The following is a 12,965-nucleotide window of genomic DNA, read 5'->3' on the forward strand; positions in this document are numbered from 1 at the left end:
CCTGTTCCTCCGGCCGCGTTCACTCCAGCCAGCCGGATATCGTCTTGCTGGCGTCCCCTGCGGCGTCCCCGAGCTCGCCGATCGCGCTTACAGCGTCGCCCGCGGTCTCCTGGACCTTGGCCGGGTCGATCGTCACCTCGAAGCCGAGCTTGCCGCCGAGACCTACCGCAGCGCCCGCGTCGGCACCGATCTCAAACGTTCCGTTTTCAGAAGGACCGATGGTGATCCCCGCCTCAGCGCCGGCCCCTGCCCATCCTTCGGCTGTGGCGTTGATGCCGATTCCGCCAACGTCGCCACCGCCTTTCGCTGTGCCCTTGGCGCCAGCGAAAGCATCTGCTCCGATTTTGAGCCCGTCAGACTTGTTCAAAGTCGCGCCCGCGCCCGCCTGTGCGCCCGCTTGGCCTTCGACTTTGCCGTACCCGCCGAACGGGCCTAGTTCAGAACGGCCCTCGGCGGACGCTTTTGCCATTGCAGCGACTTGGGCCTTCGCATTCAGTCCTTCATCGGTAAGCGAAGCGGCGACCGTGGCCTCGGCACCTACGCTTGCTTCGGCTTTGCCGGAGAGGCTGTAAAGATCGTTGCCGACGGTTCCTTCGGCGCTCGCCTTGCCGAGCTGCGCGAACGCTTTGAGTTCGCCAAGCTTGCCGCCGCCCGGTCCTTTCGCCTCGAAGCCGGCACCGGGACCGCTCGCCTCGGCTTTGCCTTTTGCCGACCATCCGCCGGTGACCGCGTCGACGAGTCCGCCGAGCACTCCGGTCCCGTCGGTGTGCTGACCGCCGATCGTCCGAGCGTGCTGGTCGCCGGTCGAACGTAACTTGCCGCGCGCGTGTTCGAGCAGGTCACGGGCTTCCTGCCGCATCGCTTCGCCCGGGTCCGTGAACGGTCCGACTGTCGTGGGCGTGTTCTGGGTGTTGGCGTTCGCGACGGCCGCGTTGTGTTCGGCTGTCGCTCGCTCCGTGGCTGCCTCCCCGCGTTCCCAGATCTCGACGGCCTGAGCAGCTTGGGCCTGCGCCCACCGGAGGGTCTCGGCATGCTCGGTGAGCACCCCGGAGACGGTCTCCAGGGCCTCACAGGCTTTGATCCACTTCGGTGGCTCGAGGGAGAACATCTCCTGGAAGCTGGTGCTCGCCTGGCCTTGCCATCCGCCGACATCCACCTTGCGCAAGTCCCGCGCGACGATGTCGAACTTCTCGCCCTGCTTGCCCAGCATTTCCGCCGCGTCATCGACGTGAGCGGGCTGCCCCGGCACGAGTTCCTTGGGGTTGGTCGTCTCTCCCAACTCAGCCATGCGACCCCCCGGGCGGTGGGACCTCGGCGGCGAGCTGTTGCATGCGTCGACGTTCCGCGTCGTCGTCGCTCTCGTAGGTGCGTGCCACCGCGTGCAGACCGGTACTCGCGGACTCGGCGCTCTGCATCAGCACATCCGTGGCCAGCTTGGTCGCCTCGCAGAACTCCGTGAGCGCACGGTGAAGGCCGTCGTGACCGAATGCTGCAGCATTGGTCGCGACATCGGCCGTGGCCGCGGGCTCGATCGGTCGGACGATGCCCGTGATTTCAGCGGCGATACCTCGTACTTGTTCAGGATCAGCGCCGAAGCCGGCAGCTGTCATCCGTTCGTCCCTTTCCTGAGTCGCCGATGGTGGAGCGGTTCAGAGCTTGCCGAAGGCGAGGCCGCGCCACGTCCAGCCCGCGCTCGTCACAGCTTCTTTCAGCGGAGTTTTCAGCTCACTGCTAGAGAACTTGTAGCTGTAGACTTCGCCGTACTGGCCTTCTTCTGTGAAGGCATACCCGGTGCCGAACGAGACCTTATTGCTCTGGCCCCTGGAGAATTCCGCAGTGAGGGACAAGGTCGGTACACCGACATTCCACGAGACCGACCACTCCTGGTCGATCGACCTGACCTCGTTTTTCGCCGGATCGAATCGCATCAACACCCTGAAGACCTTCTTCAAGCCTGCTTTGGAGAAGATCGCGTACCAGGATGCGTCGACGATCTTCCACTCCGCGACCAGGTCGACGCCCTCCTGGTGTGCCGGACGCACCACGTACGGCGCCGTCGGACGGTTGACGGCGAGCAGGGCTTGGTAGACCTCGTGGGGTGATCTCGGCGGGACACCGTCGGCGGGCCGCTTGGTGCCGGTCAGCCAGTCGAACATGCCCATCGTGCGCCTCCGTCAGCTCGCGTCGAGCCGCACGCTAACAGGGCGCCGCACGCCACCAGGGCACCGCTCGTGAACCCGCCTCGATCAGTACGGGTCGTAGCGGCTGTCGTGGCCCAAGCGGCGGGCCACCGGGTACAGGCGCAGGCGCAGCAGGATCTTGAAGAACGCGTTCCGCAGGAACCACGGCAGCTGGGCGAGGATCCGGAGCCGGTCGCGGGCAGTGGGGCGTTGCAGGCGGAAGCGTGCCAGCGAGGACGCCCGGTCGACGTAGACGTAGCGCCTGCCGCAGAGCATCTTCGCCAGCGTGCCGAGGGTGACACCCAGCGACGAGAAGCAGTCGTGCACGAGGACCTCACCGCCGGGCGGCAGATTCCGCGACCAGCGGAGATCGTCGGTGTAGGTCCAGTAGTCGTGTTTGCCGTCGATGTAGAGCAAGTCGATCGGACGGGTCCACTCGGGGCGAAGCGCGGTGCTGTGTCGTTCCACGAGCTCGACCACGTCGTCGAGGCCCGCGGTGGCGATGTTCTTCTCGAACAGGTCTTTGGTCGCCGCGCCCCCGAACATCGGGCCGCCGACGAACGGATCGACGGCCACGACCGACGCACCTACGGTTCGAGCCGCCGCTCCGAGAATCAGCGTGGAACGTCCGTGGTGACTTCCGATCTCGACGACGACCGCGCCCGTTCCGAGTCGTCGCACGGCCTGCCACAACTGACGGGCCTGCCCGCGCGTCATCCACCCTTTGACCTGGGCCGCGTGTGCCCAGGCGCGCTCGAACTCGGGCTCGCTCGACGGCCTCGACGGCTGTGCCATGTCCACCTCTCCGTTGGGGGCCATGCCACCAGCCACCCAGGTTCCCCAGCACCTAGTATCTACCCGATGGTAACCACGGGCGGCGGCGAGCACGACAGGTTGCCGCAGCGTGGTGGTGTCGACTCGACGCGCACCTGGCCGCGGCGGCCCACGCCCGCGCTGTGGGTCGGCGCCGTGCTGGTCCTAGTGTCCTTCCTACAGGCGCCGGGAAAGATCACCTCGGAGACCAAGCTCGACCTCGCGATGGACCCCGCCGGGTTCCTCGGCCGCGCCCTGCACATGTGGAACCCACAGGCGACCAGTGGTGAGCTGCAGAATCAGGCCTACGGCTACCTGTTCCCGATGGGCCCGTACTTCGTCGCGCTCGACGCGATCGGGGTGCCCACGTGGATCGCGCAGCGGCTGTGGTGCGCGATCCTGCTGTGTCTGGCGTTCGGCGGTGCGCTGCTGCTCGCGCGGAGTCTGCGGATCGGCACCGAGCCCTCGCGGCTCGTCGGAGCCGTGGCGTACGCGCTCGCACCGCGCATGATCACCGAGATCGGGGTCGTCTCGGCGGAGATGATGCCCGCAGCGATGCTGCCGTGGGTGATGTTGCCGCTCGTGCGTGCGGAACGGATCGGGTCACCCCGCCGGGCAGCGGGCCTGTCCGCGCTGGCCGTTCTCGGCATGGGCGGCGTCAACGGGGCGATGGTCGTCATGGCCCTCGTGCTGCCCGGCCTGTGGCTACTCACCCGCAGGTGGACGCGCGGGCACGTGAAGCTCGTGGCGTGGTGGTGCGTGTTCGTCCCGGTGGTCTCGCTGTGGTGGATCCTGCCGCTGTTGCTGCTCGGCAGGTACAGCCTGCCGTTCCTCGACTACATCGAGTCCGCGGCCACCACCACCGGTCCGCTGTCGCTGTTTCAGGTGTTGCGCGGCACCGACCAGTGGGTCGCCTACATCGTCCAGGACGGTCCGTGGTGGCCCGCCGGATGGGCGATGATCAACAATCCGGTCCTCATCGTCGCCACCGGTGTCGTCGCGGCGCTCGCCTTGTGGGGCCTCGCGGACTCGCGGCTGCCCGAACGCCGTTTCCTCGTGCTCGCCGCGATCACCGGGCTGACGTTCCTCGCGGTCGGGTTCGTCGGGGAGCTCGGCAGTCCCTTCGCCGAGACGGCCCGGGAGTTGCTCGACGGCCCACTGGCGCCGCTGCGCAACGTGCACAAGTTCGACCCGGTGCTGCGGCTCGCGTTGGCGCTGGCGTTCATGCACGCGGTGACGGTTCTGGGGATCGAACGAGCACCACGGACGCGCTGGAGCGGTGCATTGTGGACGGCGGGCGCGGCAGCGCTCGTCGTGGTCGCCGCCGCGCCCGCGTTCCTGTTCATGCTGCGCCTGGAACCGGGGTGGGACGAGACACCGCGACACTGGCAAGAGGCGATGTCCTGGGTCGCCGAACGCGACGAGCACGCCCGCACGCTGCTGGTCCCGTCCACCGGCTTCGGCCTCTACGACTGGGGCCGCACGATCGACGAGCCCGCGCAGCCGCTCGCGTCGAGCCCGTGGGCGGTGCGCAACCAGATCCCGTTGGGCTCGGAGGGCAACACCAGGATGATGGACGCCGTCGACGAAGTCCTCGCACACGGCCGCGGCGATCCGCACCTCGCCGACATGCTGGCGCGCTCAGGGTTCCGGTTCCTGTTGCTGCGCAACGACATCCCGCGCGAGAAGACCGAGGCGCCACCACTGTCCCGGATGCACGAGGGACTGGCGGCCTCGCCCGGCCTGCGCAAGGTCGCCGACTTCGGCCCGACGGTGCAGCCGGGTACCGGTGAGTCGGCCAGCGTGGTCGACACCACCGCGCCCCCGGTCGCCTCGGTGCAGATCTACGAGGTCGAAAGTGAGGTGCCGAGAGCCACCGCCACCCCGTTAGACGAGGTCACCACCGTCAGTGGCGGGCCAGAGTCGCTGCTGCCCCTGATGCGGTCCGGGCAGCTCGACCCGAGGACACCCGTGGTGCTCACCGGCGACGGAGGTGCGGGCGGCGAACGCGTCGTCACGGACGGGCTGCGAGATCGGGAACGAGACATGGGCCGGGTGCGTGAGAACCTCAGCGCCACCCGCACCTCTGAGCAACCGACCCGATTCGACCGTGGTGCGCAGGACCTGCTGCCGGTGCGCGGGGAACAGCACCGGACGTTCGCCGAACTGCGCGGGATCACGTCGGTCTCGGCGTCCACTGCGGCCTCCTACGCGGACTCTGCCGGGCGGGTCGACCCGACGCATCAGCCGTTCGCCGCCGTCGACGGGGACCCGACGACGGCGTGGCACTCGTCGAGCTTCTCCGGGCCCGACGGACAGTGGCTCGAAGTGGATCTGCCCGGACCGCGCGACGTCGACTCCGTCGATCTGTCCTTTGTGGAGGACCTGCGGGTGGGGTGGCCCGCGAGCCGCATCCGGATCACGACCGACCAGGGCTCGATCGAACACTCGGTCCAGCGCGGTGGGGGCACGCACAGCTATCCGACCCGAGCCGGGCCGACGTCGAAGGTGCGGGTCACGGTTCTGTCCCTGGTCGTGGGCAGGCAGGACGGCAACGTCGGGATTTCGGAGCTGGCGGTGCCCGGCGTCGAAGCCGAACGGTTGCTGCGCGTTCCGTCGGACACCGGCGCGCTCGCGGCGGGACCTCGGCCGGGATTCACCTTCAGCCGAGGGCCGGCTCCCGAGTTCGCGTGCCAGCGGGACGCCTCGGGAGCAACGCGCTGCGACGCCGGTCTTGCGCAGGAAGGGGAGGAACCACGCGGCCCGCAGCGGCTGTTCAGCACCGACACCGACGGCACGTACCAGGTCGGGGGCACGGTCCTGCCAGCTCCGGGAGGGGTGGTTCCGTTCGCCCCACAAGGTCTCGACGTCACCGCTTCGTCGCAGCTCGGAGGCGACCCTGCCGCCGGGCCGTTCGCCGCGATCGACGGTGACGCCGCGACCGCGTGGGTTCCGGACGTCACGGACCTGGACCGTTCGCTGCGGCTTTCGTGGGACGGTCCCAGGGAAATCAGCGGCATGCGCCTGTTCGTGGACAACGCGCACACCGCGATCCGGCCGAACAGCGTCGAGATCGTCACGCCCGAAGCGACGTATCGCTCCGATGTGGACGCTGCGGGGAGAGTGGAGTTCCCGCCGGTGACCACCGACGTCATGGAGATCCGGATCACCGGATTCGACGGCCAGGACCCGGTGACCGGCCAACCCACGAACCGGCACGCAGGAATCGGTACGCTCGAACTCACCGGCGCCGAAGACCTGCTCACCCCGGCCGACCCGGAGACCCCGTTCACGGTGCCGTGCGGCCAAGGCCCACCGGTGACCATCGACGGTGTCGAACACCCCACCTCCGTCCGCGGCACCATCGCCGACGTCACCGGCCACCGCACGCTCCCGCTGATCCCTTGCGACGACCTCGCCGAGGACGTGCCGATCCCGGCGGGCGAACACGAAATCCGCACGGCTCCCTCCGACGCGTTCGTCGTCCAGGGCCTGTGGCTGCGGCCCGCCGAAGACGGCCCCCGCGCGGAGCCCGCACCGTCGCGTCCCGTCGAGGTGACCGACTGGAACGAGACGAGCCGCAGTCTCGACCTCGCGCCCGGGCCACGGTCGGTGTTGTCGGTTCCGGAGAACGCCAACCAGGGGTGGGTGGCGCGACTCGACGGCGAGCGGCTCGAGCCGACCCGGGTGGACGGCTGGCAGCAGGCGTGGGTCGTGCCCGAGGGCGCGGGAGGCGAGGTCACGCTGGACTTCGAACCGAACAGCCGTTACCGAGGCGGTCTGCTGGCGGGCGGGTTCGCCGCGCTCGCAGTAGTCGGGGCGACGTTCCTGCCGGTACGGCGGCGACAGCAGGTCTCGACCGCTCCGAGTGGCGGCCGGATGACGTTCGCGGCGGTGGCCGGGCTCCTGGCGGTCCTCGGTGGGATCCCCGGGGTGGTGGCCCTGGCCGCCGGGCTCGGCCTGCGGTGGTGGCGGCCGTCGTTGTCGCCGTGGTTCGCGCTCGGCGGGATGGCGGTCGCGACGACGATCGCGTTCGCCGGTCAGGTGCTCGGCTTCGGCCAGGAGTGGGCGAACGCCGGGCCGAGTCAGGCGGCGGCGCTGCTCGCAGTAGGCGCAGTCATCGGGACATGCCTCGACTTCTCCCGGAGAGGGAGTGGTTGATCTGCGTGGACGTGCCTCGACTTCCGCCGTGAGAACTCCTTGCAGAAAGGAGCTGTCACCCCAGTACGCAGCCGGACCACCGGCGGGTTCTCAGCGCCCTCCTCGCGAGGACAGCGGTTTCGCCGCGTAGGTCGCTACTCAAGAAATCGATCCCGCAGCGAGGAGGGCGGGAGAGGTTCCGCTACCCGACCCACCGAGAAACCGTCTGACAAAAGTTCTCAGCTTCAGTTCGGGCGGCGGGCGCGATGCAGGTCTAGGGCGGCGCTGCCGACGGTGAGAGCTCCGGCGGTGAGTGCGGCGGCAGTGATCACCTCGAGTGGTCCGTCGTGCAACCAGATGAGCACCAGTACGACCTCCAGCGCGACCGCCGACCACATCAGAACCGTGACCCGCCGGTCGGCGTCCGCCAGCCGCGAGAACAGCAACACCTGCACCATCGACAGCAGCGCGCCGACGAGCGCGAACGGCCACAGTGACAACGTGCTCGACGCGTACTCGCCACCGCCGATGATCGACACGAGCTCGCTCCCGGAGAACGCGCAGAACCCGATCACCGACGCCCCGAGCCCGGCACAGACCACGAGTGCGGCAGGGACCGTCCGCTTCCGGGCGGCACGATGCGCGAGCCGAGGCAGGACGACCACGGCGACCGCTTGCGGGAGCCAGTAGGCGATCTTCGTGACGATGGAGCCGACCGCGTATTCCCCGGCGTCGGGGCCGGGAAGCACGAACCGCGCCAGGACGAGGTCGAGGTTGAGCAGCAGGACCAGCGCGAACATCGCCTGGATGGCGTGCACGATCTCGCCGAGTCGTTCGCCGCGGAACGCGTGCGGCAGCGGCGCGCCGCACTGCCACCATCCGACAGCCGCCACCACCAGCGACCCGAGCGCGGCACCGGCCATGGTCGCCGCGGAGGTGCCGAAGGTGAGCAGGCCGAGCAGTGCCCCGCCGACCTTGCCGACACCTTCGAGCGCGACGAGCCCGGCGAGCGCGACGAACCGCTTCGACCCCTGCAGGATTCCGTGGAAGAGCCCGAGCATCGTCAGCGGCGCGAGCGCGACGACCAGGAACATCGCGGGCAGCGGGCCGTCGAGGTGCAGCAGCAGGGTCAGTGGCAGGACGACGAGCGCACCGATCCCCAGCACCGCCGTCGTGGTCACGAGCCCGCTGGCGAGCAACCGCGCGGTGAATTCCCGGCGGGGAGCCGGGTCGTCGCCGCCCGCGACGCGCAAGGCGACCACTGTCTGCAGGCCCATCGCCGGTACGACCCCGATGACCAGAACCGCGAGCAACGCGCTCAGCTCCCCGAAGTGCGCGGGTGCGAGCACGCGGGCTGCGACGACGTTGAGGACGTAGCTGGCGGCGTTGCTGCCCGCGAGTGCCGCGGCGACGAGCAGCGGTTCGAGCCGCGCGAGCCACCGGTACCGGGGCGGTGCGGCTTCTCGGGTCGTCACCGACTCTCCCCTCACCGGTCGAGCCGGGGTCGGTCGCGGGCGGCTTCGGCGACGCACCCGACGATGCCGCTTACCCGCGAGTAACCTCCGACTGTAGCCTGACCGAGCACCGACGAGGGAGACCCGGTTGGACGCCGACGACTCGACCACTCCGCCGCACGGCAGGCGGGTCCTTCTGGCGGTGTCCGCGGCGTTGACCGTGCTGGTGCTCGGACCGTTGCTCGGGCCGGGGTTCGCGCTCTCCTACGACATGGTCTTCGCGCCGCGTCAGTACCTGCTGCCCGAGTCCTTCGGGCTGGGCGAGGTCCTCCCTCGGTCCGTTCCGGCCGACGCGGTGGTCGCCGCGGCGACGTCGGTGCTCCCCGGCGACCTCGTACAGACGCTGGTGCTGGCGGCCGCGGTGTTCTCGGCCGCTTACGGTGCGGGACGACTGGTGCCGACGGCCTCGGTACCGACGCGAGTGGTCGCGGCGGTGGCCTACGTGTGGTCGGCCTACTTCGCGGAGCGGTTGTTCCTCGGCCACTGGCCGCTGCTGCTCACCTATGCCTGCCTGCCGTGGATCGCGCTCGCGGCCTTGCGGCTGCGACGCGGGCAGGCGCGAGCGGGAGCGCGCCTCGTCCTCGCGACCGCACCGGCGGTGCTGACCGCGCCCGGTGGTGTGCTCGCGGCCGGGGTGGCGTTGGCGTGCGCCGGGCGCCGCAAGGTCGGCATCGTGCTCGGCGTGTCGGCGGTGCTCAATGCCCCGTGGTGGGTGCCGTCGTTGCTGCGGGGCGCGGAGACCCTGTCCGACCCGGCAGGCGTCGCCGCGTTCAGCGCCCGCGCCGAGAGTTGGGGACCGGCATGGCTCAGCGTGCTCGGCCTGGGTGGAGTGTGGAACGCCGAGGTCGTGCCGGACAGTCGCACCGGACCACTCGCTCCGATCTTCGTGCTGGTCACCGTCGCTGTCGCGCTCGTCGGCCTGCGACGGCTCGCGTGCAGGTGGGGTCGACCCGCCTGGGCGTTGTGCGTGCTCGGTGCGATCGGTTTCGCGCTCGCCGTCCTGGCCACGATGCCGATGGGGGAGCCGTTGCTGGCGTGGGCGATGCAGCACGTTCCCGGCGCGGGTCTGCTCCGGGACGGACAGCGGTGGGTGGCGTGGTGGGCGTTGCCGTGGGCGCTCGGGTTCGCTCTGGGCGCGGAGCTGCTCGCGGAGTACGTGCGGTCGCGCGGACGGACCGCGGTCCTGCTCGGCGCGGCACTGCTTCCGGTGGTCGTGATGCCGGATCTGGCGTGGGCGGGATGGGGGCGGATGGAACCGGTCGACTATCCGGCGGACTGGTACCGCGTCCGGGAGATACTCGCCGACGATCCGGCGCCCGGCGCGGTGGTGACGCTCCCGCTGTCGAGTTTTCGCAGCTTCGCGTGGAACGAGCACCGCACACAGCTCGATCCCGCGCCACGGGTGCTGCCGCGCAGCACGGTGATCGACGACCGGCTCCGCGTCGGCGATGCCGTCGTGGCGGGCGAGGACCCTCGGGCGCGGCACGTGCGCTCCGCGAGCTCGGCCGAGAACCTCACGGAGGCCGGAATCGGCTGGATCCTCGTCGAGCACGGCACGCCGGGCCGGGCGGACCCCGCGTTGCTCGAGGACGCCGCAGAGGTGTGGAGCGGGCCGTGGCTGAGCCTGTACCGCGTGCCCGGTGACGTCACGCCCACCGAGATCCCCCGAACACAGGTCGTCGCGGTGGCGGCGGCCAACGGTCTCGCGGGCGGGCTGATGATCGGAACGCTGTTGTGGCTGGGGTTACCGTCCGGTAGATTGTCCCGAATCACGCGTCGGACGAAGGAGTGACACGGTGGGCAACGTCATCGGAGCAGCTGTGGCTCTGGTTCTCGGACTCGGGCTCGCCGCTGGCGCGGGTCAAGGCATGATCGCGCTCGCGGATCCGGACGGCTCCGACGAGGTCACGAACGCGGTGAACTCCTCCGTCAACCCGATGAGCGACCCGGACACCCTCTACGGCAGTCGCTGACCTCTGCACCGTGGGCTCAACTCCGCGCCGGCGGCGCGCCGAGGCCGCTTCCGAGAGCGCGCACGCGGCGGTGGGACTCTACGGCGATCCGACGGTGTCGTGGAGCATCGTGCTGCACGCCCGGCTGCACGCTCCGATTCGAGCGGACGACGTCGCCGCGCGACTCGCCGAAACCACCGTCGCCCATCCGCATCTGGGCTCGCCGCCTGCCGTCCGGGAGGTATCGGCCGCCGAGCTGCCCGCCCTGCGTGACCGATTCGCCTCCGAGTCCTACGAGCGAGGTGATCCGCTCGTCCGCGCGGCCGTCTGTGCCGAGGAGCCCGGGCTGGTCATCGCCGCCCACCACGGAGTCGTCGACGGCCTCGGCTTGCTGAGCCTGCTCGGCACGGCGTTGGATACGCGCGTCACCTCCCAGGCCGCCGGACTCGGCGATCGCGAGCCCGAGGGGTCCTTTCTGATGTCGGCGGTGCGGCGTGGGACGGAGGCCGTGCTGGCCCCGCCCTCGCGCATCACCCCGCTCCCGGCCGGAACGCGATCGGATGGCGGCGACGTGTTCGTCCGGCGCGATCACGATCGGATGCGAGCGGGCACCGCCGTTCTCGCCGTCGCCGCGACGCGGGCCACCGAACGCTGGAACCGGGGCAGTGGCCGTGCCGCCTCGCGGATCGTCGCGGCCGTCGGGGCGTCCCGCCGCAGCGGCGCCACCACGCGCCCGGTCCAGGAAAGCGCCTTCTTCCGGCTGCGTCTGCAGCCGGATGCCCGAGTCGAAGACGTGGCACGGATGCTGCGCGACCACACCCCCGAACCCGAGTTCCCCGCACGCTCCAGCGGCCTGTTCCGGTTCGGGACGAGACTGCTGGCCCGCCGGCTCGGCTCGACCTTCCTGGTCTCCAACCTCGGAGTGGTCGACACGGGTGGCGAAGTCGCCGCGCTGGCGTTCTACCCCGCCGCCAGCGGCCGCTCAGGCGTGGCCTTCGGCGCGGTCACCGTCGACGGCACCACCACGCTCACCGTGCGGGCGCGTCGCCGGGACTTCGACGAGCGGGCGGCCGCCGCGCTCGCCGACGGGCTCGTCGACCGGCTCGACGCGTTGGTCGGGTCCGTCGACGGTCAGCTCGCGCACGAGTGACTCGAACGCCGCGACACTGTCCTCCCACCGGTAGCGGCCCGCGTGCGTCGTCGCCGCCTCGCCCATCACGCGCCGCAGGTGCGCGTCCGCGAGAAGCCGCTCGACGCCGTCAGCGAACTCGTCGAAGTCGTCGGCCAACAGGCCCGTCCGGTCCTCGACGATCGACTCGGTGACCCCACCCGCAGACCGGTAAGCCAGCGACGGGACGCCGTGCGCGGCGGCCTCCATGATCACGATGCCCCAGCCTTCCTTCACCGACGGGCACAGGTGCAGCCACGAGCGCGCGAGGATCTCGTGCTTTGTGTGTTCCTCCACCCAGCCGTGGAACGTGACGCGCCGCTCGACGCCGCGCGTGCGCGCGTACTCGCGCAGCTCGTTCTCCCAGGGGCCTTGGCCCACCACGTCGAGCCGCAGAGTCGGCCACCGCTGTCCGAGCAGGGCGAGCACGTCGATCGCGTGCTCGACGCGCTTGTGCGGGACCAGTCGGCTCACAACCGCGAGCGTCGGCTCCGGCGCACGGCGACCGCTGTGCGCCGGCACCGGGTCGAGGCCGTTCGGCACCACCTCGACACGCGCGGGATCGACGCCCAGCTCCGCCAGCTCCGACCGGGTCACCTCGGAGACGGTGACGTACCGGCACTTGCGGTACACCTTGGGCGCCAGCCACGACTCGATCCACCAGCCCACTCGTCCAAACACCGAACCCAACGCGCTGGCCCACTGTTCGCGATGCACGTGGTGCACCAGGACCACGACGGGACAGCGTGCGACCAGTTTGGACAGGAACGGCATGCCGTTCTGTACGTCGATGACGACGTCCGCGCGGGTGCGGGCACTGGCCAGCAGGGCGTGCGCGTACACGCTGAACGTGCTGCCACGCCTGCGGTAGCGGACGCCGTCGCGCCACTCGCCGACCCCGGCGTGCGGATACGCCGCGCACTGGATGTCGACACGGTAGCCGCGCCGCGCCAGCCCGTGCGCCATCTGTTCGACGTATCGTTCGGAACCGCCGCCTGCCGGGTGTCCGGTGTCGCGCCAGTTGAGCAGGAGCACCCGCGGGCGGGAATCGGCGTCGCGCACGAAATTCTCCCCACTCCGGCACGTGATGCTAAGTTGACGGTGCTGACAGGATAATCGACGGTCGATCCGAAAGCGAGATGCGAGAACGATGAAACCTTCCCGTGTGCGATTCGGTTCAGATCGTTCTCGAGATCCG

General features: G+C 70.1%; 9 protein-coding genes. 3 read left to right on the top strand and 6 right to left on the bottom strand.

The window, feature by feature from the left end; translation table 11 throughout:
- Positions 1–19: 19 nt before the first annotated feature.
- From GIY23_RS04485 to GIY23_RS04500, 4 genes are all read right to left on the bottom strand, one after another.
- A complete protein-coding gene (locus GIY23_RS04485) occupies positions 20–1,288 on the bottom strand; it encodes a putative T7SS-secreted protein (RefSeq protein ID WP_154075499.1) in 1,269 nt (422 codons plus the stop codon).
- Positions 1,281–1,610: a hypothetical protein gene (locus GIY23_RS04490; RefSeq protein WP_154075500.1), complete on the bottom strand. Its 330-nt coding sequence runs from the start codon at positions 1,608–1,610 to the stop codon at positions 1,281–1,283. Before GIY23_RS04490 ends, GIY23_RS04485 begins: the two co-directional genes overlap by 8 nt.
- 39 nt (positions 1,611–1,649) lie before the next feature.
- The gene (locus tag GIY23_RS04495) at positions 1,650–2,162 is read right to left on the bottom strand and encodes a hypothetical protein (protein WP_154075501.1); all 513 of its coding nucleotides are present in this window, start codon (positions 2,160–2,162) and stop codon (positions 1,650–1,652) included.
- 84 nt (positions 2,163–2,246) lie between these two features.
- Positions 2,247–2,975 (bottom strand): class I SAM-dependent methyltransferase, encoded by a 729-nt coding sequence (locus tag GIY23_RS04500; RefSeq protein ID WP_154075502.1) that lies wholly within the window; start codon positions 2,973–2,975, stop codon positions 2,247–2,249.
- A 66-nt stretch (positions 2,976–3,041) separates the two neighbouring features.
- Between GIY23_RS04500 and GIY23_RS04505 the strand changes: the two genes are divergently transcribed.
- A complete protein-coding gene (locus GIY23_RS04505; protein WP_154075503.1) occupies positions 3,042–7,154 on the top strand; it encodes an alpha-(1->3)-arabinofuranosyltransferase in 4,113 nt (1,370 codons plus the stop codon).
- A gap of 224 nt (positions 7,155–7,378) precedes the next feature.
- Here GIY23_RS04505 and GIY23_RS04510 read toward each other — a convergent pair whose 3' ends face one another.
- Positions 7,379–8,608, bottom strand: a complete 1,230-nt coding sequence (locus GIY23_RS04510; protein ID WP_154075504.1) for a lipopolysaccharide biosynthesis protein — start codon at positions 8,606–8,608, stop codon at positions 7,379–7,381.
- A 127-nt stretch (positions 8,609–8,735) separates the two neighbouring features.
- Between GIY23_RS04510 and GIY23_RS04515 the strand changes: the two genes are divergently transcribed.
- Together GIY23_RS04515 and GIY23_RS04520 are read left to right on the top strand one after the other, a co-directional pair.
- A complete protein-coding gene (locus GIY23_RS04515; protein WP_154075505.1) occupies positions 8,736–10,439 on the top strand; it encodes a hypothetical protein in 1,704 nt (567 codons plus the stop codon).
- Between the two features lie 4 nt (positions 10,440–10,443).
- Entirely contained in the window at positions 10,444–10,620 is a 177-nt protein-coding gene (locus GIY23_RS04520) for a hypothetical protein (RefSeq protein ID WP_154075506.1), read from the top strand.
- A 961-nt stretch (positions 10,621–11,581) separates the two neighbouring features.
- Here the strand turns inward: GIY23_RS04520 and GIY23_RS04530 are convergent.
- Entirely contained in the window at positions 11,582–12,829 is a 1,248-nt protein-coding gene (locus GIY23_RS04530; RefSeq protein ID WP_228717543.1) for a glycosyltransferase family 4 protein, read from the bottom strand.
- Positions 12,830–12,965 lie beyond the last annotated feature (136 nt).

It is taken from the genome of Allosaccharopolyspora coralli (assembly GCF_009664835.1).
GTDB classification, from domain to species: domain Bacteria; phylum Actinomycetota; class Actinomycetes; order Mycobacteriales; family Pseudonocardiaceae; genus Allosaccharopolyspora; species Allosaccharopolyspora coralli.